Source organism: Leptotrichia hongkongensis (assembly GCF_041538065.1).
Classification (GTDB): Bacteria; Fusobacteriota; Fusobacteriia; order Fusobacteriales; family Leptotrichiaceae; genus Leptotrichia; species Leptotrichia hongkongensis.
On the sequence record NZ_JBGORW010000003.1, the window covers coordinates 115330 to 140117 of the forward strand.

The window sequence follows — 24788 nt, forward strand, 5'->3', positions numbered from 1 at the left end:
ATTGAAATAGTTACGAAAAGAGGTAGTAATGAAAAAGAATAATAAAGAAGAAAAAATTGCAAAACCTAGAAAAAAATTTAGTTTATTTTCATTTTTTTTCAAAGTTTTTGTGTTTTTGTTTATAATCGGAGCGGGAGCGGGAGCTTATCTTGTTTATACGGTAAGCAAGGAAACGCCAGTTGATTTGATTGATGGATATGCACCTGTATCGCCATCGGTAATTTATGACATCAATGGAAATCAAATAGATACGATAATGGTTCAAAATAGAGCTCCAATTGGAATTGGAGAAATTCCTTTGCATGTGCAGAATGCGTTTTTGGCAATTGAGGATAGAAAATTTAGGACTCATCATGGATTTGATTTTGTGAGAACGGCAAGAGCGGCTTTTTTGACAATTACAGGAAGACGGCGTGAAGGAGGAAGTACACTTACTCAGCAGCTTGCAAAAAATGCGTTTTTATCGCCAGAACAAACAATGACAAGAAAGATTAAAGAAGCGATTTTAGCAATAGAAATTGAAAGAAAGTATACAAAAGATGAAATTCTGGAAAATTACTTGAATACAATCTATTTTGGACAAGGAGCTTACGGAATAAAAAATGCGGCTATAAAATATTTTAATAAACAGCCAAAACAACTTTCTATTGCACAAGCGGCAATTTTAGCGAGCCTTCCAAAATCTCCAACAAAATATTCAAAAATAGAACATGCGTTGGAAAGACAAAAGATTGTGCTTCATCAAATGAGAAATTTTGGATTTATAACAGAGGAAGAATATGAGAAAGCGGTTAAAGAAAAAATTACGTTTGTAAATGGAAATATTAAAAGCCGTAATGAAGAGGAACAGATTTCGACTTCAAATGTGGCACCTGAATTTACAACAGTTGTATTAAGTGAAGTAAGAAAAATATTGAAAATACCTGAAGAAGATCAAAAATTCTTATTTGACGGTTATAAAATTTATGCGACAGTTGATTTAGATTTACAAAGGGCAGCTTATTCAGCATTTAATAATAATTATAACTTGAAGAGCCGAGCGAACTTAAATGGTGCATTGCTTTCTATTGACCCAAGTAACGGGTTTGTAAAAGCAATGGTTGGAGGAAAAAATTATAAAAAAGGTAACTTTAATCGTGCATTAAGTTCATTAAGACAGCCAGGTTCATCTTACAAGCCAGTAGTTTACCTTGCGGCATTGCAAAAAAACATGGCAATGAATACCGTTATGGAAGATTCGCCAGTAAAAATTGGAAACTGGAGTCCAAAGAACTATGATGGAGTATTCAGAGACAGCATGACACTTGCCAAAGCATTGGAAATTTCCAACAATATAATACCAGTAAAACTATTGCAACGTGTTGGAATCAATTCGGCTGAAAAAGTATGGCGTGATGCAGGAGTTGTAGGAGGAGATTTTCCGAAGAACTATACGTTGGCACTTGGTTCAATTTCTACAAGACCAATAGACATGGCAATGTTTTATGCGGCACTTGCAAATGGAGGATATCAAGTTCAGCCTCAATATATCTACAAAATCGAGAATAAATATGGTGAAGTTGTTTATGAAGCAAAACCAAAAATGAAAAAAGTTTATGATTCAAAAGATGTTGCAATATTAACTTACATGCTTGAAAATGCTGTAAATTATGGAACTGGGCAATCTGCAAAAGTCTTTAAAAATGGACAGCTTATTCCAATGGCTGGAAAAACGGGAACAACTTCTGATTACGTTTCAGCATGGTTTACAGGTTACACACCTACTCTTGCTACAGTAGTTTATGTCGGAAATGATGACAACAAGTCAATGGGGCCTGGAATGACCGGGCCAGCTGCAGCTGCACCAATTTGGAAAACTTACATGCAGACGGTAGTTGACTTGCCAAATTATAACGTTGGAGTCTTTGAATTTATAGACGATTATATTACAAGAAAAGATTTAACAACAAGAGATATTGACTTGCAAATTGGACTTCTTGACAGAGATGGAGTAAATAAACGAACAGCACTATTTAAGACTGGAACAGAGCCAGTTGAGTCGGAAGGTAAGTTTAGGAATGGGATTACGTTTTAAATTAAGGAATTGAAATTTATGATAGCAACAAGTTATTCTAATTTTAAGAACAATCCTGAAAAATACTTTGAAAAAGTGATACAGAATTGTGAGACATTGATTGTAACTAGGAAAAATGACGAAAATATTGTTGTAATGAGTGAAGATGAATATAGTAATTTGATGGAAAATTTATATATTATGTCAAATAATGATTATTACAATAAATTAATTCAAGGAAAAAGAGAAGTTGAAGAGGGGAAAGCAGAAATACACGATTTAATTGAAGTAGAATAAGAGCAATAAAAAAATATGATTTCAAATACAGATTAATGTATAAGAAATCATATTTTTTGTTTATAAGAATTTATAAATTTGATTATGACATAAATAATAATTTAACTATGAATAACGCTCCTAAAATAACCATTACCCATGAAACGTGTCTTCTGTCTTCTTTTTTCGAGAATAAATTGTAAAACAGATTTATTAAAACATAAGATAAAATTCCTAATGTTAAACCATCACCAATACTGTAAGTTAGAGCCATTGTTGTAATTGTTATGAAAGATGGAACTCCTTCTAGAATATCGTGCAAATCTATGTTTTTAACTGAACTTAGCATTAGGTAACCAACGTAAATTAGGGCTGGAGCTGTGGCACATCCTGGTATTGAGATGAATATTGGCGAGAAAAACATTGATATTAGGAATAGGAATCCTGTTGTGATAGCAGTCCATCCCGTTCTTCCTCCTGCGATAACTCCTGTTGAGCTTTCTACATAAGTTGTAACTGTAGAAACTCCAAGTGTGGCGCCAGCTGTAGTTGCGATTGCGTCTGCCATTAAAGCTCGTCCTACATTTGGTACATTTCCATTTTCATCTAGCATATCAGCTTTTGAACATACTCCTACTAATGTTCCGACAGTATCAAAAAAGTCTACAAACAGAAATGTGCAAACTATGACAAATAAATTTCCAAACATTTTAAAATCAGTAAATAGTCTAAAGTCTAATTTTCCCATAACAGGCATCATTGACTCGTATTTAAAGATACCAGATGGTAAATAAATTCCTAATTCTTTTGCATGTGAAGGGTTTATAAGAGCATATCCCCAGGCCAGAAGAGAACTCAATACTATTCCATAAAGAATTGAACCACGTACATTTTTTTTATCTAAAATAGCTATTAAGAATAATCCGATAAATGAAATAATAACTGCTGGAGAAAAATGTCCCATACTAACTTTGGTAGATTCATTTAAAACAACCAGTCCACTTCCTGAAAAGCCGACAAATGCGATAAATACTCCAATTCCACCAGTAACAGCGTGTTTCATATTTTCTGGAATGGAATTTACTACAGCTTCACGTACTTTAAAAAGTGTTAAAAAGATAAATATAATTCCTTCACAGAAGACAGCAGTCAAAGCAGTTTGCCAGCTGATACCACCTTTTAGTACAACTGTAAATGCAAAAAATGCGTTTAATCCCATACCTGAGGCAAGGGCAAAAGGCAGATTTGCAATAAGGCCCATAAGAAAACAGCCAATTGCGGCTGAAAAACAAGTTGCTGTAACTAATGCTCCTGCATCCATACCAGTTTTTGACAAAATATTTGGATTTACAGCAATTATGTACGCCATTGTAAGAAATGTTGTAATTCCTGCCATAATTTCCTTTTTCATATTGACATTTTCATTTGCTAGAAGCGGGAAAAGTTGTTTAAGTCCGCTTGTTTGTTGAACATTAGTGATGCCCATTTTGATTAATCAACTCCATTTCTATGTATTATTTATGTTGTTACAAATATTATTCATCTTCATTAGATTTATTTTTAGACTTTTCATCATCTTGCTGATCTTTGTCAAAAGTCATAAGGACTTTTTCGATTTTTTTATTCTTAACTCGCTGTGGCTTGAATACAACACCATTAATTGTGATTGGCTCAATATTTTCATTATCTTCGGGAATATATCCCAAATTTTCGATTAAAATTCCACTTAAAGTGTCATAATATTTTGATTCAAGTTCAAAGTGAAAGTTATCATTCAGGTCATTTAAGGAAACATCTCCATTAATTAAGTATTTATTTCGTGACAATTGACGGATTGACAAGTCTTCATCATCAAATTCATCAGCAATATTTCCCATAACTTCCTCAATCAAGTCTTCAAGTGTAACAATTCCCGAAAAACCTCCGTATTCATCAATCAGTATAGTAATATGCTTTTTCTCCAGCTGCATTTCATTAAATAGTTCATTTACATTTTTTGTTTCAGGAACGAAATACGCTTCTTGCAGTAAATCAGCAACTTTTATGTTATCAAACCCTTTTTTGTAGGCTTCCATCATCAAGTCCTTGGTTAATAGCACACCAACAATATTGTCGGCTTCATTTTCATAAACAGGAATACGTGAATATTTTCCAATTTCCTTATTTTCAAAAAGTTCATGAATTGAGATATTTTTATCAATCAAAAATACTTTTGTTCTTGGAATCATTATTTCACGTGCAATTTTTTCATCAAATTCAATAATATTCTCAATCATTTCCTGTTCAGCTTCATTAATAACACCGTGTTCCTTACCGACTTCTACAAGCGAACGCAGTTCCTCCTTAGAAACTTTTTCTTCAATATTGTCTTCTTTCATTTTCAAAACTGTAAGTACCAAATTTGTAGAAAATGTCAAAAATTTTACAAATGGAGAAAATAACCTTGAAATAAATACAACAACTCCGACTGATGATAAAGCAATCTTTTCTGAATTTCTAAGTGCAATTCTCTTTGGAATTAGTTCACCAAAAACAAGTGTAACATATGACAATAGAAAAGTTATTAAAATCATTGAAATTTGACTACTGTATGGGATATTCAAAGGTTGTAATGCACTTGACAAATATTGCGATAAACCAGTCGCTGCCGATGCTGATGCAAAAAAACCTGCCAAAGTAATCCCAACTTGAATAGTAGACAGGAATTTACTAGGTTCCTGCAGTAAATTGTCAAGTAAAATTGCTTTTTTATTTCCATCTTCAATTAATATTTTTAATTTATTTTTGTTTAACGAAACAATCGCCATTTCCGCACTGGAAAAGAAAGCATTAATTCCTGTTAAAATTATTATTATTACAATCTGTAATAATAAACTGCCCTCAGACATTTTATTTTTCCTCCTAAATTTTTTAAATTTACCAACTTTTATAGTAACAAATTTTAAAATTAAACTTAAAAAATGTAACTATTTATTCAAACTCTAACTTTTTATTTTGTATTAATTTAAAGAGTTTAAGCATATTATAGCATATTTTTAAAAAATTTAAAAATTTTAATCTTAAATCTTATATATTCCAATAATCAAGAGATAAATACTTTATTTGAGTATAATAAATATATAATAAATATTGTATAATATTTTTCTACAAACACAAAAAAGAATATATCAAGTTTTAATATTTATTTTTTGACACTTAATCTCATTTGTACAGCTTTTTCAAGTGCAGAAATAATATCATTTAACAACTCACTTTTTCCATATTTTTCAAGAACCAATTTATTAAAATCTATCCATTCTTGATTATGAAGTTGATCCAAAATTTTAGGGACTTCTTTCTTTGATAAATTTTTCCAAGCATCAATTATCTGACTTTTTGCTTCAATTGATAGTCGTTTAGGGTCTAACATTATACTATCTAGTACTCCATCTTTTGTTGTATCAAGAACACCTAAGCCTCTACCAAATCCTGTTGCTTCAATCATAAACTGACCAAAATATGTATTTAATAAAGCATGAACTATTGTTCTATCTATTTCCTTATTTTTCAATTTAAATACAGTTAATCTCTGATTGATTAATAAATCTGGCGATACACTTGACCAAAATAGCCTTTCTTCAGGATTAATTGATGTTACGAAATCTCCAACAATTCTTGTAGGAAATTGATACCATTCATTTAATTTTCTTTGTGATTCATTTTTAGGATTATTATCAAATTTTGATATATAAGCTTGAGCTCCTGGTTTTAGATTTGACCTTTTTTCTGTTACAACAAAAGCATTTGAATCTGCAGCGGCAAAAAATCCCTGTACATTTGCAGGAGATTTTAGTATGGGTAATAAATATTCTTTTTCTATTCCTTCAGAATCTGAAATATCATAGAAGAACTTATCATTAGTTGATTTTGTCCCTCTATTACCTTCAAAAATGGTATCCATTGAAATTGTTACATCTATAATATTATTAAACCATTTTATATTTTGAAATAATATATTTAAGGATAAACCATTTTTTATGAAAGTCTGAATTTCATCTTTTGTATATTCAACATATTCAAGATGTTTATCTTCATCAATATCATCAATTAGTAACGAATCTGAGATATTTTTAATGTCTTCATTACTTAGAAAATCTAAGTCTGAATTTATTTTTATAAATTTTGTATTTTTTTTAATTAAAGAAACTCCTTTTTTTAAAACAAGTATAACTGTTACCACTTCAGCATTTTTAAACCAGCGTCCTCTTGAAGAAGTAATTACTTTTTCAACTTCAAATAGCTCAAAAAGAATATTTATATAATTTTGCTTTTTTTTAGTTTTTAGCCAAGAATTTGAAGTTATAATTGCTGCAGTTCCATGCTTCTTTAATAAACGTTCGATACCTATTATGCCAAACTGATACCAATCGTGTTTCAATTCTAATTTTCTTATATTTTTAGAGTGTAAATAGTTATTAATTTCTTTCAAACGAGATTCCTCTTTGGTATCATTTTTCACTCTCTCGTTTCTAATAAAAGGCAGATTTGAAATTATATAATCAAACTCTGGAATACTTTTTTTGATAGTTTCACCATTTTTTGGATTAGTTATTTCAATTTGTTTCCCAATTTTTAAACTTAGTAAATCATTTTGGAAGACTTGATTCGGTAAATTCAAACTATCCTTTGAAGATAATGATATATTTGCCACTTGCAACGGTAGACGATATTTATCTGATGCCCAAATATTTTCATGAGCTTCTGTAATACTTCCCCCATTAGTTAATAATTTAAGTGCTGAACTTGCAATAGTTCCTGATCCAACACAAGGATCGAGAATTTGTGAATGAATGTTCTCTATAGTTGAATTGACTAATAATGTCGCTAATTTTTTTGGAGTTGTATACAAGCCCATTAATTCTCTTTTAGAAAGATTAATAATAGACTCTAGTGTATTTTGGAACTCTTCTTGATCTATATTTTCAAAATTTTTATTATACAAAAATGAATTGTATTGTCTGATAACCATTTCAGAAGTTTCTGACAAGCATATATCTATATCTTGACAATTTAAAATTGTAAAAAAATCAGAAATCTTAGTTGCATTATTAAAGTTATCTCGAACAACTTTAAATGATTTTTCGCTTTGAAGCAATGTTTTTAATGCATTATTAACTGCATTGTGGTTATTTTTCAACAAATTTGCAAAAGTAATTCTATTAATCCAATTTAGTAGAGTATTTTTTGCAAAAGCTCTTGTTTTTTCAGAGTCTGATATCCGATTGGGTTTATTCGCACTGAATTCCATTAATTCTTTATTATACCATTTGTTTATGTTAGCAATTAATTTTCTATCACCTAATTGATAATAGTAGTCTGATAACTCATATGAGTATATTTCAGCTATATCTTGTGAAATATTTTCTGCTGATTGTAATACTGGTACATCAGTAACGACTTTATCTATAAATAATTTATTCAGATGAATAATGACGCATTTCAGCCTTTTTTTCCATAGTTTTCGATTTTTTTTTACATCATCTCTTGTATTAATATTAATTAATTTTTCCCATTTCTTATTTTCTTTCCAAGAATTTTCTTTATTTCTACAATAAATAACAGCTTGTTTAAAATTCCAAAGTACAAATACATTTGTTCTTAATCGGTTCGCTTTATCTACTGCATTACTAAATAATTCATTATCATCAATATCAGTATTTGGCATTTTTAATTCCCAACCTAAAGCTACATTATTTTGATATACATCGTTATAGTATAAGACGTCTGGAAATAGAGTGTTTGCTCTTTTGTCATTATTACCATTTTTTCCTAATGACTGTTCACCACCTGCATCTTTGAAAACAAAATCGTTCTTCGCAAATAAGGATTGTGATTCTTTAATTAATTCAATAGCTTCACTTCGTTCATTTGATTTTAGTTGTCTCATATTTTACTCCTCTCAAGTATATTTTTACACAGAATAGTTTTCTTTTGATTTTCAGTTAAATTGATATAAGCATTTTGAATTCTTTTAATTGACTCTTTAATATAATCTATATCTTTGCTTTTAAATAACTTTGAATGCTCATTTTTCTCAATTCCAATAAAATTTCTTCCTTCCAACACCGCTGAAACTAAAAATGATCCACTACCTGAAGTATTATCTAAAATAATATCGCCCGGATTGGAATATGTTCTAATGAGATATCGACCTAATTCAACTGGTTTTTGTGTCGGATGTATTACAGTTCCTTCTGATTCTGCAGTTTTAAAATATACTACATCTATAGGATACCTATAGCCATTGCTTTTTACATGGATAGGCTCAAAATCTCCATATGAACCAGTTAACTGCTTCTTCCTAATTCCCTTATCATATGAATCACCTAATCGCATTTGTGGATTATAAGTTGGTTGTTTTCTGTAAAAGACAAGTATTTCTTCAAATTTTCTAAGTGGTTGCTTTTTTACATTTAGAAAATTTGTTGCTTTAGATTTTTCCCAAATTATTTTATATTTATATTCATTGGGATTTGAAAGCATTAATTCAGCAGAAAAAAGTCCTGAAGCCGTAAAAATCATAGCTCCATTTTCTTTCACTATTCTTCTATATTCATTCCATAATCGGTCTAATGGAATGATACAATCCCATTTATTTTGTGTTGTTCCATAGGGTAAATCAACCAATAACATATCTACTGAATTATCTGGTAATTTAGACATCACTTCTAGCGTATCTCCTTCAATAATATTATTTAAAAATTTATCTATTTTAATCATATTTCACCCCTAAATTTCATTATAAGTAGATATTTTTAGGTAATTTTTATGAATTGTCAAATTGTATTTATCTTTCTAGAGATGTATAATTTATTTCTTTTGCTAATTAAGTATAACATAAAAAATAATTTAAATATTAGTTTTTAATTCATTAAAACTCTATTATATTACCTACTATTTGGTTTGATGGAATATTTTTATCTATTTTAAAAAATACATATTTTTTATTTATGATAATATCTTTATTATAAAACTTTTTTTTACTAGATTGGACTTCTGTTTTTATAAATAACATCACCTAAATTAAAATCTTTTTTATATTTCATGAATTGCAATATTTTACCAAATTTTTTTGTCATTTTATAAATTCGACATTCTTTCTATGTGAATTTAATAATTACTCTCAATAATACCAATAACCTTATTTCCATTGTCAGTAATAATATATTTTCCTTTAGTATTATTAAAATTATTGATAAAGTTATCGTTTTTAAGTTCTTGTATTATCTTATTAGTTTTATTTTTAGAAAAATGCAAAATATCAGCAATTTCTTGTTGAGATAATGCAATATATTTATTATTTTTAACTTCTATTTGATTATCATATAGAAATTTTAATACTTTATATTTATCATTAGTAAATTGTATTAAATTTTTCAACATCATCACTTCCTTTCTTTAATTGATTATAAAATATTTATATAATTTTGTCAATTATAAATACCATTATAGTGTATTTATTAAATAATTATAATAAAAAATAAAACTTCATAATTGGAATTCTATTTTAACAATAATTTTAATATATTACATAGTAAAATATTACTTGATATCTTATTTTAGATTAGTTGTGTTATCCTTTGTTAAATAGAAAATACAACCTTAAATATATTTTACAATCTATAAATTATAAATAATAGAAAATTACAAAATTTCTTCAAAGACATATTTCTGAACTTTCATTCCCAATCTTTCATAAAATCTGACAGCTCCAGCATTATCAGCCTAAGCATCCAATGTTAAATTGTAACAGCCTTCCTTTTTTGCAAAATCCAAAGCAAAATCATACAATTTTTTTCCAATGTTCTGCCCACGAATACTTTCATCAACACAAAGATCATCAATAAATAACGTTTTTATATCAGTTAGGACGTTGTGATTTGTTTGTTGTTCAAAAATGCAGAAAATATAGCCAATTACGTTATCATTTTCATCTGTTGCTACGAATATTGGCTTATTTGAATCATTTAACATTTCTGTTAATTCTTTTGCTGTGTATTTTTTCCCATTTGCCTTGAAAATGTCTAGACGCCCTTTGTGATGAACTAATAAAATCTGTTCCAGTAAATTTTCTATTTTTGGAATATCTTTTTCTTGTGCTAGTCTAATCTCTTTCATTGTAGTAATTTTTCCTTTCATTTGCATTTTTATGTAATAATTTTAATAAATAAAAAATTTAAAATTTCTTGTTTTATTCTAATTTATAAGAATATAAACTTAATATTTTCAAGTAATTTAAGATATAATTTTTATCTTTTAAACAGAATCTGCTATAAACTAATCCGTCGGAGCATTTTTCTGTGCTGGCAAAACTGTTTGAGCATAGCGAGTTTTTTGTCAGTGCAGAAAAATGTCGGAGACTAGCCATAGGTTATTGCGTAGCAATCTTGCCACAATTTTAATTATCAGGATAAATCTTTATTGCAAGATAAGGTTTTGTAGCAATGAGCAATCCTACAAAAATAAAAAATAAAAAAGTTGAATGATGATGAAACCTAATTATAAAAATTTATTCTCATTTTAAAATGGGGATAATATTATAAAGTTTCTAAAAATTTCCTTCCATTTTCAATTTGCATTTCAACATTTTTTATGGAAGTTCCACCAAATGAATTTCGCTTGTTTACGCAGTTTTCGATTGTGATTTCTGAAAGAATGTCATCTTTGAAAACATCAGAAAATTTATGAAATTCTTCGAGTTTCATGTCGTCAATTGCGATTTTCTTATCTTCGCAGTAGGATACGATTTCTCCAACGATTTTATGTGCCTGTCTGAATGGAACGTTGTGTTTTGCAAGGTAATCGGCTACATCTGTTGCGTTTAGGAATCCTGCTCGCATTGAAGCATAGATTTTTTCATTATTTACTGTTATTGTGTCAAGCATTAGGTAGAAAATTTCGATGGATAATTTGATGTTGTCAATAGAGTCAAAAATTCCTTCCTTATCCTCCTGCATATCCTTATTATAAGCTAGCGGAAGTGCCTTCATTGTTGTTAAAATTCCCATAAGATTTCCGTAAATTCTGCCTGTTTTTCCTCTTACAAGTTCGGCAATGTCGGGATTTTTTTTCTGTGGCATAATTGAAGAGCCAGTTGCAAAGGCATCATCTAGATTTATAAATGAAAATTCGGATGTGCACCAAATAATAATTTCTTCTGAAAATCTTGACAAGTGCATTGAAATTACTGAAATAATCATTGCAAGCTCAATTATAAAATCTCTATCGCTTACAGAATCAAGGCTATTTTCAGTAGGCTTTGAAAATCCAAGCTCTTCTGCCACAAAATGTCTATCAAGATTAAATGTAGTTCCAGCCAATGCCCCTGCTCCAAGTGGCATTTCATCACTTCTTTTGAGAAAGTCCTCAATTCTCGAAATATCCCTTTTAAACATTTGAAAGTAAGCCATCAAGTGATGAGAGAATAAAATTGGTTGAGCCCTTTGTAAATGAGTATATCCAGGAATAATAACATTTTTATATTTTTCAGCAAGCCCTAGCAGTACATTTTCTATTTTTACAAGTAAATTTGAGATTTCACGAGCTTCTTTTCGTACATACATTCGCACATCAAGAGCCACCTGATCGTTTCGGCTTCTAGCAGTATGCAGTTTTCCAGCCACAGGCCCAATAATCTGTGTCAGCCTTTTCTCAATCGACATATGAATATCTTCATCTTCAATTCTAAACTCAAATTCTCCCTTTTCAATTTCATCCTTTATCTGAAGCAACCCATTTTCAATATCTTTTTGTTCATTTTTCGCAATAATCCCTTGCTTAGCAAGCATTCTGCTATGTGCAATACTTCCAGCAATATCTTCCTCATACATTCTTTTATCAAATGTAATTGACGCATTAAATTTTTCTAACAATTTATTAGTTTCCTTATGGAATCGACCTTCCCACATTTTTTTCATATTTCTCAGCCCTTTCCTGTATATATTGGATTTTTTAGTCAATCTATTTAAAAAGCAATAAAAATACCTATAAATCCAGTCTAACTCTTTACTCACATTTTAAAATAGAATTGCTATATTTACAGCAATAATCCTTTTTTATTATCATTATATCAAATAAAAGCTAATTTTTAAAGGAAATAAAAATTAAATAAACTTGGAATTTGTATAAATTATAAAAAATATCTTTTAAAAATTTGCTAAAAAAGGTATAATATCATAACAATATATGAGTTTTTTAATTATATGCTAAAACCTATTTTAAATTAAACTGCTAAAATTATATAAATTTAAGGTTTGAGTAAAATAGTCATAACTTTTGAGTTTGGTTTTAAATAAGTTTTACTATACTTTAGTTAATTTTAGAAAGGAAAAAATAAAATGGAAAGAAGTGAAATAAAACAGGAATATAAATGGAATTTATCGGATATTTATGAAAATTATTCAGCTTGGGAGAAGGATTTTGAGAAAGTTAGTGAGCTGAAAAAAAAATTGGCTGGATTTAAAGGGAAATTTGGGAATGAAGGAAAGTTATTGGAGTTTTTTCAAAAGCAGGAGGAGATGGATAAGATTTCTTATAAATTGTATCGGTATCCTCAGCTTGCGAGAGATTTGAACTCATCGGATAAGGAGGCTGTGGAGCATTTGCAGAAGGTGCAGTTTTTGTTTGCAGAGATTTCTACTGAATTGTCCTGGGTAAATTCAGAACTGGTTGATAATCGTGAGAATATTGAAAAATGGATTGAAAAAAAAGAATTTGATGATTATAGATTTGGACTGAAAAATTTATTTAGGTTGCAAAAGCATATTCTGGAAGAAAAGGAAAGCAAATTGCTGTCGTACTACAGTTCATTCTTTTCAGCACCGAGAAGCATTTATTCGGAAGTTACGGTTACGGATGTGGAATGGCCTCAAGTTACGCTTAGTTCTGGAGAAAAAGTGGATGTAACGCCTGCTAATTATTCTAAAATTTTGTCTACAAATAGAAATCAGGAAGACAGAAAACTGATGTTTCAGACGTTTTATACAATTTATGAAAAGAAAAAAAATACGATTGCTGCAATTTATAACTCAATTTTGCAAAAGGGAATTGCTTCAAAGAAAGCCTACAATTACGATTCATTTTTGTTAAGCCATCTGGAAAGTGACAATATTCCAGAAGAAATTTACTTAAATCTTGTTAATACGGCGAAAAATAATACAAAACCATTGCAAAGATATTTAAAATTGAGAAAGAAAATTTTAGAACTTGAAAAATATTATAATTTTGACGGCTCAATTAACCTAATAGAATTTGACAAGGAATATGAGTATGATGATGCGAAGGAAATAGTGTTAAATTCAGTTGCTCCACTTGGAAAAGATTATGTAGAAAAAATGAAAAAAGCGATTTCAGAAGGCTGGCTGGATGTATTTGAGGCAAAAGGGAAAAGAACGGGAGCGTATTCTGCTGGAGTTTACGGAGTTCATCCATATATGCTTCTAAATTACAACAAGACTTTAGACAGCGTATTTACATTGGCACACGAACTGGGACATACTTTGCACACTCTTTATTCAGACGAAAATCAGCCTTTCTCGATGGCAGACTACACAATTTTCGTAGCGGAAGTGGCTTCCACATTTAACGAAAGATTACTGCTCGACTATATGCTGGAAAATACCAATGATCCAAAAGAAAGAATCGCACTACTGGAGCAGGAAATTGGAAATATTGTTGGAACTTTTTATTTTCAGGCATTGCTAGCAGATTATGAATATCAGGCACACAAGCTGGCAGAAGCTGGAGAGCCGATTACAGCGGAAGTTTTGAGCAAAATTATGGAAGACTTATTTGACAAATATTACGGCGACATAATCGAAAAAGATGATTTAATCTATATTTTCTGGGCAAGAGTTCCACACTTTTTCAACTCACCATTTTACGTATATCAATACGCCACTTGCTTTGCCTCATCAGCAATTTTATATGAAAAAATGATAAATTCAAACGATGAAAGCGAGAAAAAACAAACATTAGACAAATACATTCAATTATTAAGCTCAGGAGGAAATGACTTCCCAATGGAACAGCTTAAAAAGGCAGGAGTTGATTTGTCAAAAATTGAAACAATCGAGGCTGTGGCAAAACAGTTTGATTTGCTATTAGATAAATTGGAAGTGGAGATTGGGAAGTTGTAGAAAGATATTGAAATATATAAAAAGAAAATATTTATTTTTTGTATGGTCTTGTATTGACAATATAATTAAAAATTGATACAATGAAGAAAAAAAGGAGGTATTTGTTATGGCAAATGCAAATTTAAGTATTAGAGTTGATAAAGAAACAAAAGAAAAAGCGAACGAGTTGTTTAACAAATTTGGCTTGACAATGACAACAGCAGTAAATATGTTCTTAAAAACTGCAATTAGGGAAAATAGAATTCCTTTTGAATTGAAATTGGAAGAAGAGCCAAACGAAGTGACTTTAGAAGCAATGAGAGAAGCTGATAGAATTGCAAGAGATGATAGTGTAAAGGGATATGACAGCATAGAGGAGTTGAGAGAGGCACTTGGTGTATAAAATTAAATTTACAGGACAATTCAAGAAAGAATTGAAATTAGCCAAAAAGCAAGGAAAAGATATTAATAAATTATTTAAAATCGTTGATATTTTAGCTGAAAAGAAAGTATTAGACATTAAATATAAAGATCATGCATTAATCAGTAATTACAAAGGATTCAGAGAATGCCATATAGAACCTGATTGGCTATTAATATATAAATATTATGATGACATTTTAGTATTATCCTTATCTCGTTTAGGTTCACACTCAGAACTGTTTTAGTATAGTTCTGAGTTTTTTATGATATTATGTTGTTTAAAAACTGTGTAACTATTAAAATATTTTTTAATTAAATTTATCATTAAGTATTTATCTTAAAGAGTTTTATAATTTAATATACAATGTCGTGATTTTTTTGGAATGAAAACGATTGTTTGAGCGTTAGCGAGTTTCGTTTTTGTTTCAAAAAAATGCTTAGACAAGCCAGGGTTGCAAGGGAAATGGCGATTGATTTCCCTTGCTTTATAAAAAAAATATGGTATAATTATATGAAAAAGATTGAAAGAGAAGGTGGTTTTGATGAAAAAAATTTTTAATAAAAAGATTGGTGTTTTGATTTTTTCTTTGGTATGTGCGGGATTGGCAAATGCTGTACCTGTGAGAAGTGAGAATGAAGCTTTGAGACTTGTGCAAAATTCAATAGCTAAGCATAAATTTGGTGGTAGTCAAGGGACAAAATGCATGAGATTTTATGTTGATGAAACTGATGAGGAATTTGAAATTGATGTGCGAAGCAATAATATGAAATGCGGTGGAGATCCAAATGTTGAGCCACGTTTGTTCAGTTATACTGTAAATAAGAGAACTGGTAAACTTGCAACAGATAACATTAGTTATGCTAACGGTTTAGGGTTGGAATGGGACGGAAGCTATAATCCGATAGATTAATTGTAATCGTATAAAAAAAAGAGTTGCCTAAATTGTTGACTAGACAACTCTAATTTTTTTTGCTAATTTTATATTTTAATTCTTTTAGTGATATTGAGTTTACTTTTAGTAAATCTTTATAAACGTTATTTAGGTGCTTAATTGCAGTTTTGTCTGTTGTTTTTATGCAAGTTTCGTGATTTAGCATAAACCCTGTGTCGGTAAAGTTTAAGGAGCCTAAAAATGCAATTTTATTGTCAATTATGTAGATTTTGCTGTGAAGATCGTAGTTCTTGCTTAAAATATGAATATTAAAATTATCACGCAATGAATAGTAAAATTCGTTGTTTTTTATTACTGTTCTTAGAAAAAATGTAAAAATTCCTAGAAAAATTGTTAAAACTAAAAGATTGTTTTTTGTAATTGGAAATACAGACTTTGTAAAGGAAATATCAAAAAGAAATAGTGTAAAAATTTCTAGTGCTGCAATTGACAAAATTAAATAGAGTGCTGTTAGTATAATTTTTCCAAAGAGAAGAATGAATTTTCCAAAACCTAGTATTGAATGATATTTAAATAAGTTTTTTCGTAAAAAAGGATAAATTTTTTCATTATCTTTTGAAACGATATTTACCTGTACGTCTTTATTTAATGAACTAAAAATATCTTCAGTTATCATATCCCCACTTAAAAAGGGAGAGATTACCGTGATTGATTTCTTGGCTTTTTGGATTGCATTTCGTACACTAATGCCAGCTTTTTTTCCAACATAGATATCACAGGAAATCCCTTCTAAGAAAGGTTGCTCAACTTTTGGAATATTTCTTGTTCTTGTAGTTTTTTTTGTTGTGTAGTTAGTTCGTTTTGTTGTCTTTTTTTTCATCATTTTCTTTTATATCAGGACTTTTTAAAAAGTCAGAAATCTCCTTCATTGTTCGATTATCTTTCAAAATACTCGTGTGAGTAGTGTTATTAATAATTTTAAAATTATCAGATTCCATTTTTGCAGTTTCCAAAGGCACCATCCCATCGTCTTTTCCACGAATAATCATAGAATACAGCGGATTATTTGTCTTATTTCCAATCAGAATCATATAATCGTAATTAGGCTCGCCAAGCTGATTTACAAAACTATCCTTTTTTGTACTAAATTGTGGGACGACTTTTCCAAGCATAAATGGAAGTTTGTCTACAAATGGAACATCTGCGAGATGGCTTCCGTGGGATGGTGGTGAAATAAATACAACTTTTCCTAAATTTTCAAGAGGATTTTCCTTTAAATAATATCGTAAAATCCCAGTTCCCATCGAGTGTGCAACAAAATTAATCTTTATATTTTTTTGTGTATTTTCATCATTTTTTTTATCTTTTCGTTTACCATTTTCGTCAATTTCATAATACTGATTTTCTATTTTTCTATGTAGATTTTCTGCATAAATTTGCCCATTAATATCCTCAATATTTGGCTTTATATAACGTTCAACAATCTCTTCAGCAGTGTCCTTGGTAGTAGGATACTGAATATTGATAATTCTGTAATCATTCTTAAATTTTTGTGCGATATTTTCCATATCCGAACTTTTCCCGTAAATACCGTGAAGAAGTACCATAAAATCCTGATTTTTTCGAGATTTGTCATCTTTTTCATAGTAAGTCTTGATTTTGTACTCATGGTAAAGAATTCCAGCAACAACATTTTGAGTTGCAACTGCTCCAGCTATTGTAATTATTGAGCCGATTAATATATTTTTTGCTATTTTATTCATTTTATTTCCTTTTTTAAATATTGTTTTTTAAATTATACTTTTTGAATTTATCATCTAATCCTTTTGAACACATCAATTTTTTTATGTTGTCATGAATTTTAAAATCAAGTATATTTAAATCATTCGTATCGAATTCTACATAAATATCTCCTAATGTCTGAAATAAAAATCTTGCTGGAAGGTTTGGAAATAAAATTCCAGTCTCAAATTCATTTATAGGGATATTTGAATCAAAATCACTGTATATTTCTTCCATTATTTGCATATTTTCTGAAAATCCTATTTCTATACTGTACGCTGTTATGTTTGTTATATAGACCTTAGCAATATCAAACCAGACTATATCCATAACTCCTATATATTTATAAATTTGATTTTTGGCTTCTTCGGAAAGTTGATTTAATATGTTAGGAGTTATTTGCAGTCCAGCATATTTCACATAAAACTGTAATTCCTTATTTGAAATAAAAGGTATATTACAATATGATTCCATTATCTCCAGTTCACATTCATATTGAACAGTATTCAATTTAACTTTTACTTTCATCTTTCTCTCCTCTTTGTAATTTATAAAATTCAAAAATTCCCATTTCTCCAAGTTTTGCTACATATTCATCAATTTCTTCGATATATTCGGAAATTTTTTGTCCCTGTCCGCCAGTTGCAATAACATAAGCGTTTGGAAAGGAATTTTTGTATTGTAAAATTAATTCCTTTATTGCACCAACATTTCCATAAAAGATACCGGCATTTATTTGTGAAATTGTATTTATTCCCAAAACTGTTTCAGGATTGGTAAATTCAATTTTTGGCAAAGCGGCGGTATTGCTAAACAAGGCATTTATTGAAAGTGTGATTCCAGGAAGAATGCAGCCACCCATATAAGTGGAATCTTTTATCATGTCAAAAGTTGTGGCTGTACCAAAATCAATTATTAAAAGTTCCTTTTCTGGATACAGTTTTTTTGTGGCCAAAATGTCTACAATCCTGTCTGCACCGAGACCACGCTCCATATTTGGCAAAATTTTTATTTCATTTTCTACATTGTCAAGTGTTACAAACATTGGATTGATGTTAAAATATTTTTTTCCAAGCCTTGTAAAATTTTCGTTAATATTTGGAACAACTGATGAAACAACAATATTTTTAATATTTGAAATTTCTAAATTGCTGTTTTTTGCAAACTCCTTTAACATTACAAAAAGAGTATCTTCGGTAAATTCCAGATGTGTCGGTATTCTGAAAGTTGCTAGAATATCACCATTTTCATTATAAAAAATCGGTATAATATGTGTATTTCCAATATCAAATCCTAAAATCATTATTTTTCCTTTCTGTTAGTGATACTAATCCCCTTTTAAATAGCGGATTTATTATAAACTTATCTAATAAAGGATATAAACCCAATATTTTCAAATAATTTAAGATGTAATTTTTATTTTTTAAACAGGATTTAGTATAAATTAATCCGTCGGAGCATTTTTCTGTGCTGACAAAACTGTTTGAGCATAGCGAGTTTTTTGTCAGTGCAGGAAAATGTCGTAGACTAGCCATAGGTTGTAGGATTTGCGGCAATGAGCAATCCTACGAAAATAAAATAGAAAAAAATTGAATGATTATGAATGAACTATTCAAAAATCCTATTATAAAAATTTATTCTCATTTTTAAACGGAGTTTTAGTATGAGTTTATTAAAAGATTAAACTCAAAATCTTGTCTAACTTTAAATATATAAAGATATTTTTTTATTTTACAAACAGCTTAATATAAGCAACAATTGATAAAATAACGCCTATAATCGCTTCTCCGCTCATTAATCCATTAGAAATTAAAAGCAGATTTGAGTGAGATTTTTGTGAAATTCTGTTTCCAAAAAAACTTGCAAGTCCGCCTGAAAATACAGTTGAAGTTAAATAAAACGGTACATAGATTCCAATTCCAAAAGTTAAAACTGGTAAATTTAATAGGCTTAAAAGCAGTCCTGTTACAAGTCCAATAAAGAAAATATTCAAAAACGGAATTCCGTTTATTACTGTTGCCACAATTGAGGCTTGTAATGCTATCAAATCGGTATTTTCTACTGGACCGATAGTTTTATAGACTCTGAAAAATACAAAAAATAAGAATGTTATTACAAAAGAACTTGCGATTGAGCCGATTAATTCACCAAAAAGCTGTTCTGATGGATTTACTTTCATTTTATATCCTGATTTAAAATCGTTTAGAATATCGCCAGAAAGTCCGCATGCTACTGCTATAATGCAAGCCAGTAAAAATAACGTCAGAGTGTTTAAGTTTGTAGAAAATTTTATTCCGCCAATGTTTAATCCATTTAACATTTTATTTAAAAATGAAATTACTAGAATTGTGATTATGGCGTAAATTTCCATTGGATTAACTCCAGTCTTTCCAGTCGAATAACCTGCAATTATTGTGCATAAAATCGAGATTAGGACTAAAACTAACGCAAGAAATATAGGAAGTTTATAAATAAAAATTATTACAATTATCGAAACGGCTGATAAAATAAATAATTTGGTAATGATACTTCTATTTTCAGAATTATTCTTTGATTTATTTGAAAAAATAATTTTCAAAATTACAGCAATTCCAATTCCAATCATAAATCCCATTCCAAAACTATTTTTCATAATGGGAAAATCAGCAATTTTAAACATTTTTGCAAGCGGTTCCCCAACAAAAATAACAGCAGCGCCACCTAAAAACCAGACAAATGTATTTAAAAATCCAAGCACATACCCGATTCCGACTAAAAGAGGCGAAACATAAAAGCTGAAAGGCACATTTTTTAGTGAAACTAATGCTGGAATAATAGGAGCTTTTCCTTTTGAAAAATTAAAATCACGCAAGAGAGCAACAATAGAGCTAAATAATGTCCCAAAACCGACATAACGGATACTTCCTGTATTTTTTCCAGAATTTACAAGGTTATATGCCGCTTCTCCGATTGGAAATTCCAATTTTTCCTCTTCAATCAGCTTTGTACGAAAAATATACGATAAAAATGCTCCAGCAATACTTCCAATCAAAATAGTCAAAAATAACAGCTGCTGATTAATATCCGTAAGCTTTCCGCCTAAAATAAGATAAGCAGGCATTGTGAAAGCGACTCCGCCAGCCACCATTGATCCAGCACTCATAATTGTATGTGTAATTGTAATCTCTTTATTATTAGCCTTTTTAAAGAAATTTAGAGTCATCATAGATAAAAGTGTAACCATTATTGTAGGCCATGGTAATGCTCCAAATTTCAGCACGATGTAAAAGGAACTTGCAGATACTAGGACTGCTCCGATAATTCCTGTAAAAATTGCTGAAAATGTTATATTTATTTCATTATTTTTAGTTCTAGTTCTTGTTTTTTTTGTTTTTGCCATTAAGTTTCCTCCTGTAGTATTTGTTAAAATTTTACTTCATTTTTGGGTTATTTGTCAATTAAATTTTAGAAATAGCGATAGACTGAAAAAAGTAGTATAATAAAATAAAAAATAGAGAAATTGTTCAAAATTTTTAACGAATATTTCTTTTTAAATTTTTATTTAAAGGAAAATATAATAAATTTTTGAATTTGTTATTAAAATATATGGTAAATTATGCTATAATGTGAAAATATAGAGATAAATAAAAAAATAGAATAAAAAATAATTTTTAGGAAAAGGAGAATTAATAAATGTTATTAGAATTAAGAGAACTTCAAAAAAATACGAAGGAGTATCTAGGTAAAGAAATTGAAATTAATGGATGGGTAAAAAAAATTAGAAGCCAAAAGAACTTCGGATTTATCGAACTGAATGATGGAACTTTCTTTACTGGAATACAAGTTGTATTTGATGAAGAATTGGAAAATTTTGAGGAAATTTCTAAACTTACAATTTCTACTTCTGTTAAAGTTACAGGAATTGTAGTTGAATCATTAGGAAAGGGACAAGCTTACGAAATTAAAGCAACAAAAATTTCTGTTTACCAAAAAGCTGATTCAAATTATCCATTGCAAAATAAAAGACATAGTTTTGAATTTTTGAGAACAATTGCACATTTACGTCCTAGAACTAATGCTTTTTTTGCAACATTCAGAGTGCGTTCAATTTTATCTTATGCAATTCATAAATTTTTTCAGGAAAAAAACTTCGTGTACGTTCAAACGCCTATAATTACTGGAAGTGATGCTGAAGGTGCTGGAGAAATGTTTAGACTTACAACACTTGATATAAACAATGTTCCGAAAACTGAAAATGGAAGTATTGACTTTAAGCAGGATTTCTTCGGAAAAGAGGCAAATCTTACAGTAAGTGGACAGTTAAATGTTGAAACATTTGCAACAGCGTTTAAAAATACATATACTTTCGGACCTACATTTAGAGCTGAAAAATCTAATACTCCAAAACATGCTGCAGAATTTTGGATGATGGAGCCTGAAATTGCATTTGCAGATTTGGATGTAAATATGGATATTATTGAAGAAATGATAAAATATATTGTAAACTATGTAAGAGAAAATGCTAAGGAAGAAATGGAATTCTTCAACCAATTTGTAGACAAGGACTTATTTAATAGGCTTGATACTTTAGTAAACAATGAATTTGGGAGAATTACTTATACAGAAGCAATTGAAATTTTGAAAAATTCAAAACAGAAATTTGAGTATGAAGTAGAATGGGGAATTGACCTGCAAACTGAACATGAAAGATACTTGGCAGAAAAACACTTTAAAAAACCTGTATTTGTAACTGATTATCCAAAAGATATAAAAGCGTTTTATATGAAGTTAAATGAAGATGGGAAAACTGTAAGAGCAGTTGATTTATTGGCACCAGGAATTGGAGAAATTGTAGGTGGAAGCCAAAGAGAAGATGATTATGATGTTCTTTTAGGAAAAATTCATGAAATGGGATTAAAAGAAGAAGATTACTGGTGGTACTTAGACCTTAGAAAATATGGAAGTGTGCCACATTCAGGATTTGGACTTGGGTTTGACAGAATGCTTATGTACATTACTGGAATGACTAATATAAGAGATGTAATTCCATTTCCAAGAACAACTAAAAATTTGGAATTCTAATTTAATCTTCGATTCCTCAAATTCAGCTTGACAAATATTAAAATTATATTCAAAGAAAAGTCCAATATAAGAGGCATGTCTTTTGTATATAATTTAAGTGAAAATACTTGAAATTCTGAAATTAAAATTTTTGAATAAATAAATTTTACTTGATTTTAGATGTTATATAATATTAAAATTATACAGTCAGGAGGGAAAATGGAGAAACTAAGACGAATAATGATGGGAATATTAATCCTTTCTTTTGCAACTATAGTAAAGGCAAACTACTATATTGCAGAAAAAATAGGAACCAATAATGGTGGAGATGCAACAACTATTGAAGAAGAAAGAACGCCAGTAGTTCCACCAACAACCGAAGCTGATGACAATACAAAAAAAGCACTTGAACAAGGAAATGAAAAAGACAAGCCTAAAGAGGAAAAAAATACAGTTGACACAGGAACTATGCCCGCAACACAGACTGAAGACATATCAACTGAGGCAAAATACAATTCCTATGCAAATTATGAAAATGCTACACTTGCTAAAAAAAGTTCATCAGCTACATTCAGAATGGCACAGCTTTACTTTCGTGACGGACTTTACGAAAAAGCAGTAAATTTGGCATTAAAGGATGAAGCACCTGATATTCCTGTAATGTATGTAATTGCTATTGGTTCACGACTAATGGGAGATAATGACAAGTCAATTGATTACTATACTAGAATATTATCGCAGGATGAAAATCAGGCGGAAGCAAAATTGGGAATAGGCATTGCCTATAAATCAAAAGGGGATTTTTCAAAAGCGTTAGGATATTTGAAAGACTATAATTCAAAACATTCTGATGATGAAGTAAAAAAAGAAATCGCAGTATTAAATGAAATATTAGCCGGTTCAAGATAAAAATTAGGGGGGATTATTGTGGAATGGCTTAGATTAAAGGAATATGGGATGAAAAATGCTCATATAAAAAAACTTATGTTAATTTTTCAAGATTTTGAAGAATTATTTTATGAAGAAAATTTTAAATTGTTTAACGATGAGCTGAAAAATCAATTGGAAGAAGCAATGAAAATTGATTTGAAGGCAAGACTGGAACTTTACGAACGAAACAGAGTAAGAATAATAAGTGCAAATGATAAGGAATATCCGAAAAAACTAAAGGAAATAAAAGATTTTCCAGTTTTTTTATATTTGAAAGGAAAAAAATTAAAAGATTACGACAAAATAAAAATGGATAAAGATAAAATTTCAGTAGACAATAGACGAAATATCGCAGTTGTAGGCACGAGAAGAGCAACAAAATTTGGAAAAACTGCCTGCGAGAAAATAGTAAATGAGCTAGTAAACTATGATGTAACTCTAATCAGCGGACTGGCAGACGGAATTGACACAATCGCCTTAAAAACTGCACTTGATAAGGAAATTGAAGTTGTCGCAGTAGTAGGAACAGGACTGGATGTTGTATATCCTTATGAAAATCGTAATCTATGGGAAAGAATATCAGAAACAGGTACAATCATAAGCGAATATCCGCTAGGAACACAGCCTACAAGGTGGACTTTTCCTAGAAGAAACCGAATTATAGCAGGAATGTCAGATGGAGTCCTAGTAGCCGAAAGTTTCAAAAAAGGTGGTGCATTAATTACAGCAGAATTAGGATTTAGTATGAATCGTGAAATTTTTGCTGTACCAGGATTCATTAACTATCCTTCATTTGAAGGTTGTAATAATCTAATAAAAAACAACAAAGCAAAATTAGTAACAAGTGCAGATGACATTGCTGAAGAATTCCTATGGGATATTCGTAAAGAAAAAAGTAAATTACAAAAATTAACAGAAGAAGAACAAATTGTATTCGAAACAATAATGGAAGAAGTAAGTTTTGAGCAAATACTGCAAAGCGTAAAAGAAAAAATCGAAAAAAATAAATTGTTTTCAATAATTATGAGCCTAAAAATTAGAGGATTAATTACAGAAACAAACGGGGCAAAGTACATAAGGATAGTGTAATTAAAGTAAGAGAACAGTACTACACCCTTGCATCTTGCGATTGTCTAAGTATTTTTAATTCAGTAATACCAATTGTAATAAAAATAATAAGCAAAATTTCGTTAGAAGAAAAATAGCTGTTTGAGCTTTTGGAATAGATTTTAAATT

The 24788-nt window shown here is 29.7% G+C and carries 22 protein-coding genes; 10 read left to right on the forward strand and 12 right to left on the reverse strand.

Going from position 1 to position 24788, the window contains the following annotated elements; all coding sequences use genetic code 11:
* The first annotated feature begins 28 nt into the window (after window positions 1–28).
* Both ACEG17_RS03320 and ACEG17_RS03325 read left to right on the forward strand, forming a co-directional pair.
* Window positions 29–2074, forward strand: coding sequence for a transglycosylase domain-containing protein (locus ACEG17_RS03320; protein ID WP_372582543.1), 2046 nt, complete (start codon window positions 29–31; stop codon window positions 2072–2074).
* Between the two features lie 18 nt (window positions 2075–2092).
* Window positions 2093–2350, forward strand: a complete 258-nt coding sequence (locus tag ACEG17_RS03325) for a type II toxin-antitoxin system Phd/YefM family antitoxin (RefSeq protein ID WP_372582544.1) — start codon at window positions 2093–2095, stop codon at window positions 2348–2350.
* 82 nt (window positions 2351–2432) lie between these two features.
* On the opposite strand, the gene ACEG17_RS03330 is transcribed toward ACEG17_RS03325, so the two are convergent.
* The 7 genes from ACEG17_RS03330 to argH form a co-directional block, all read right to left on the reverse strand.
* A complete protein-coding gene (locus tag ACEG17_RS03330) occupies window positions 2433–3815 on the reverse strand; it encodes an NCS2 family permease (RefSeq protein WP_372582545.1) in 1383 nt (460 codons plus the stop codon).
* 49 nt (window positions 3816–3864) lie between these two features.
* Window positions 3865–5217 (reverse strand): hemolysin family protein, encoded by a 1353-nt coding sequence (locus ACEG17_RS03335; protein ID WP_372582546.1) that lies wholly within the window; start codon window positions 5215–5217, stop codon window positions 3865–3867.
* Window positions 5218–5510: 293 nt separating this feature from the next.
* Window positions 5511–8255 carry an N-6 DNA methylase gene (locus ACEG17_RS03340; protein ID WP_372582547.1) on the reverse strand — a complete coding sequence of 915 codons (2745 nt, stop codon included), beginning with the start codon at window positions 8253–8255 and terminating at the stop codon, window positions 5511–5513.
* A complete protein-coding gene (locus tag ACEG17_RS03345) occupies window positions 8252–9088 on the reverse strand; it encodes a DNA-methyltransferase (protein ID WP_372582548.1) in 837 nt (278 codons plus the stop codon). The genes ACEG17_RS03340 and ACEG17_RS03345 overlap by 4 nt, the downstream gene beginning before the upstream one ends.
* Before the next feature lie 390 nt (window positions 9089–9478).
* Window positions 9479–9751 carry a hypothetical protein gene (locus tag ACEG17_RS03350; RefSeq protein WP_372582549.1) on the reverse strand — a complete coding sequence of 91 codons (273 nt, stop codon included), beginning with the start codon at window positions 9749–9751 and terminating at the stop codon, window positions 9479–9481.
* 342 nt (window positions 9752–10093) lie between these two features.
* A complete protein-coding gene (locus ACEG17_RS03355) occupies window positions 10094–10486 on the reverse strand; it encodes a GNAT family N-acetyltransferase (RefSeq protein ID WP_372582550.1) in 393 nt (130 codons plus the stop codon).
* Window positions 10487–10905: 419 nt separating this feature from the next.
* The gene (gene argH, locus ACEG17_RS03360; RefSeq protein WP_372582551.1) at window positions 10906–12285 is read right to left on the reverse strand and encodes an argininosuccinate lyase; all 1380 of its coding nucleotides are present in this window, start codon (window positions 12283–12285) and stop codon (window positions 10906–10908) included.
* 420 nt (window positions 12286–12705) lie between these two features.
* On the opposite strand from argH, the gene pepF reads away from it, so the two are divergent.
* The 4 genes from pepF to ACEG17_RS03380 all read left to right on the forward strand — a co-directional run bounded on the left by pepF (window position 12706) and on the right by ACEG17_RS03380 (window position 15818).
* Window positions 12706–14505: an oligoendopeptidase F gene (gene pepF / locus ACEG17_RS03365; RefSeq protein WP_372582552.1), complete on the forward strand. Its 1800-nt coding sequence runs from the start codon at window positions 12706–12708 to the stop codon at window positions 14503–14505.
* 106 nt (window positions 14506–14611) lie between these two features.
* Window positions 14612–14887 (forward strand): type II toxin-antitoxin system RelB/DinJ family antitoxin, encoded by a 276-nt coding sequence (locus tag ACEG17_RS03370; protein WP_006804298.1) that lies wholly within the window; start codon window positions 14612–14614, stop codon window positions 14885–14887.
* Window positions 14880–15152, forward strand: coding sequence for a type II toxin-antitoxin system YafQ family toxin (locus tag ACEG17_RS03375; protein WP_372582553.1), 273 nt, complete (start codon window positions 14880–14882; stop codon window positions 15150–15152). The genes ACEG17_RS03370 and ACEG17_RS03375 overlap by 8 nt, the downstream gene beginning before the upstream one ends.
* A gap of 297 nt (window positions 15153–15449) precedes the next feature.
* Complete coding sequence (locus tag ACEG17_RS03380; protein WP_372582554.1) at window positions 15450–15818, forward strand: hypothetical protein; 369 nt, start codon at window positions 15450–15452, stop codon at window positions 15816–15818.
* 49 nt (window positions 15819–15867) lie between these two features.
* On the opposite strand, the gene ACEG17_RS03385 is transcribed toward ACEG17_RS03380, so the two are convergent.
* Genes ACEG17_RS03385 through ACEG17_RS03400 form a run of 4 tightly spaced genes read right to left on the reverse strand, consistent with a single transcriptional unit; the run spans window position 15868 to window position 18885 of the window.
* On the reverse strand, window positions 15868–16680 hold the full coding sequence (locus tag ACEG17_RS03385; RefSeq protein ID WP_372582555.1) for a phospholipase D-like domain-containing protein: 813 nt from the start codon (window positions 16678–16680) through the stop codon (window positions 15868–15870).
* Entirely contained in the window at window positions 16652–17563 is a 912-nt protein-coding gene (locus tag ACEG17_RS03390; protein ID WP_372582556.1) for an esterase/lipase family protein, read from the reverse strand. The genes ACEG17_RS03385 and ACEG17_RS03390 overlap by 29 nt, the downstream gene beginning before the upstream one ends.
* Before the next feature lie 13 nt (window positions 17564–17576).
* Window positions 17577–18110, reverse strand: coding sequence for a hypothetical protein (locus ACEG17_RS03395; protein ID WP_372582557.1), 534 nt, complete (start codon window positions 18108–18110; stop codon window positions 17577–17579).
* Window positions 18094–18885, reverse strand: coding sequence for a type III pantothenate kinase (locus tag ACEG17_RS03400; protein ID WP_372582558.1), 792 nt, complete (start codon window positions 18883–18885; stop codon window positions 18094–18096). Before ACEG17_RS03400 ends, ACEG17_RS03395 begins: the two co-directional genes overlap by 17 nt.
* Window positions 18886–19049: 164 nt before the next feature.
* Here ACEG17_RS03400 and ACEG17_RS03405 point away from each other — a divergent pair, with 164 nt between their 5' ends.
* On the forward strand, window positions 19050–19175 hold the full coding sequence (locus ACEG17_RS03405; RefSeq protein ID WP_282705129.1) for a hypothetical protein: 126 nt from the start codon (window positions 19050–19052) through the stop codon (window positions 19173–19175).
* A gap of 133 nt (window positions 19176–19308) precedes the next feature.
* On the opposite strand, the gene ACEG17_RS03410 is transcribed toward ACEG17_RS03405, so the two are convergent.
* Window positions 19309–20961, reverse strand: coding sequence for an OPT/YSL family transporter (locus tag ACEG17_RS03410; RefSeq protein ID WP_372582559.1), 1653 nt, complete (start codon window positions 20959–20961; stop codon window positions 19309–19311).
* Window positions 20962–21254: 293 nt separating this feature from the next.
* Here ACEG17_RS03410 and asnS point away from each other — a divergent pair, with 293 nt between their 5' ends.
* The 3 genes from asnS to dprA all read left to right on the forward strand — a co-directional run bounded on the left by asnS (window position 21255) and on the right by dprA (window position 24641).
* Complete coding sequence (gene asnS / locus ACEG17_RS03415; RefSeq protein WP_021743824.1) at window positions 21255–22643, forward strand: asparagine--tRNA ligase; 1389 nt, start codon at window positions 21255–21257, stop codon at window positions 22641–22643.
* Window positions 22644–22841: 198 nt separating this feature from the next.
* Window positions 22842–23531, forward strand: a complete 690-nt coding sequence (locus tag ACEG17_RS03420) for a tetratricopeptide repeat protein (RefSeq protein WP_372582560.1) — start codon at window positions 22842–22844, stop codon at window positions 23529–23531.
* An 18-nt stretch (window positions 23532–23549) separates the two neighbouring features.
* Window positions 23550–24641: a DNA-processing protein DprA gene (gene dprA / locus ACEG17_RS03425; protein WP_314115009.1), complete on the forward strand. Its 1092-nt coding sequence runs from the start codon at window positions 23550–23552 to the stop codon at window positions 24639–24641.
* Window positions 24642–24788: the final 147 nt, after the last annotated feature.

Excerpts from the sequence above, each read along its gene's own strand:
- ACEG17_RS03320 (WP_372582543.1), top strand. The coding sequence starts at position 29 with ATGAAAAAGAATAATAAAGAAGAAAAAATTGCAAAACCTAGAAAAAAA.
- ACEG17_RS03325 (WP_372582544.1), top strand. The coding sequence starts at position 2,093 with ATGATAGCAACAAGTTATTCTAATTTTAAGAACAATCCTGAAAAATAC.
- ACEG17_RS03330 (WP_372582545.1), bottom strand. The coding sequence starts at position 3,815 with ATGGGCATCACTAATGTTCAACAAACAAGCGGACTTAAACAACTTTTC.
- ACEG17_RS03335 (WP_372582546.1), bottom strand. The coding sequence starts at position 5,217 with ATGTCTGAGGGCAGTTTATTATTACAGATTGTAATAATAATAATTTTA.
- ACEG17_RS03340 (WP_372582547.1), bottom strand. The coding sequence starts at position 8,255 with ATGAGACAACTAAAATCAAATGAACGAAGTGAAGCTATTGAATTAATT.
- ACEG17_RS03345 (WP_372582548.1), bottom strand. The coding sequence starts at position 9,088 with ATGATTAAAATAGATAAATTTTTAAATAATATTATTGAAGGAGATACG.
- ACEG17_RS03350 (WP_372582549.1), bottom strand. The coding sequence starts at position 9,751 with ATGTTGAAAAATTTAATACAATTTACTAATGATAAATATAAAGTATTA.
- ACEG17_RS03355 (WP_372582550.1), bottom strand. The coding sequence starts at position 10,486 with ATGAAAGAGATTAGACTAGCACAAGAAAAAGATATTCCAAAAATAGAA.
- argH (WP_372582551.1), bottom strand. The coding sequence starts at position 12,285 with ATGAAAAAAATGTGGGAAGGTCGATTCCATAAGGAAACTAATAAATTG.
- pepF (WP_372582552.1), top strand. The coding sequence starts at position 12,706 with ATGGAAAGAAGTGAAATAAAACAGGAATATAAATGGAATTTATCGGAT.
- ACEG17_RS03370 (WP_006804298.1), top strand. The coding sequence starts at position 14,612 with ATGGCAAATGCAAATTTAAGTATTAGAGTTGATAAAGAAACAAAAGAA.
- ACEG17_RS03380 (WP_372582554.1), top strand. The coding sequence starts at position 15,450 with ATGAAAAAAATTTTTAATAAAAAGATTGGTGTTTTGATTTTTTCTTTG.
- ACEG17_RS03385 (WP_372582555.1), bottom strand. The coding sequence starts at position 16,680 with ATGAAAAAAAAGACAACAAAACGAACTAACTACACAACAAAAAAAACT.
- ACEG17_RS03390 (WP_372582556.1), bottom strand. The coding sequence starts at position 17,563 with ATGAATAAAATAGCAAAAAATATATTAATCGGCTCAATAATTACAATA.
- ACEG17_RS03395 (WP_372582557.1), bottom strand. The coding sequence starts at position 18,110 with ATGAAAGTAAAAGTTAAATTGAATACTGTTCAATATGAATGTGAACTG.
- ACEG17_RS03400 (WP_372582558.1), bottom strand. The coding sequence starts at position 18,885 with ATGATTTTAGGATTTGATATTGGAAATACACATATTATACCGATTTTT.
- ACEG17_RS03410 (WP_372582559.1), bottom strand. The coding sequence starts at position 20,961 with ATGGCAAAAACAAAAAAAACAAGAACTAGAACTAAAAATAATGAAATA.
- asnS (WP_021743824.1), top strand. The coding sequence starts at position 21,255 with ATGTTATTAGAATTAAGAGAACTTCAAAAAAATACGAAGGAGTATCTA.
- ACEG17_RS03420 (WP_372582560.1), top strand. The coding sequence starts at position 22,842 with ATGGAGAAACTAAGACGAATAATGATGGGAATATTAATCCTTTCTTTT.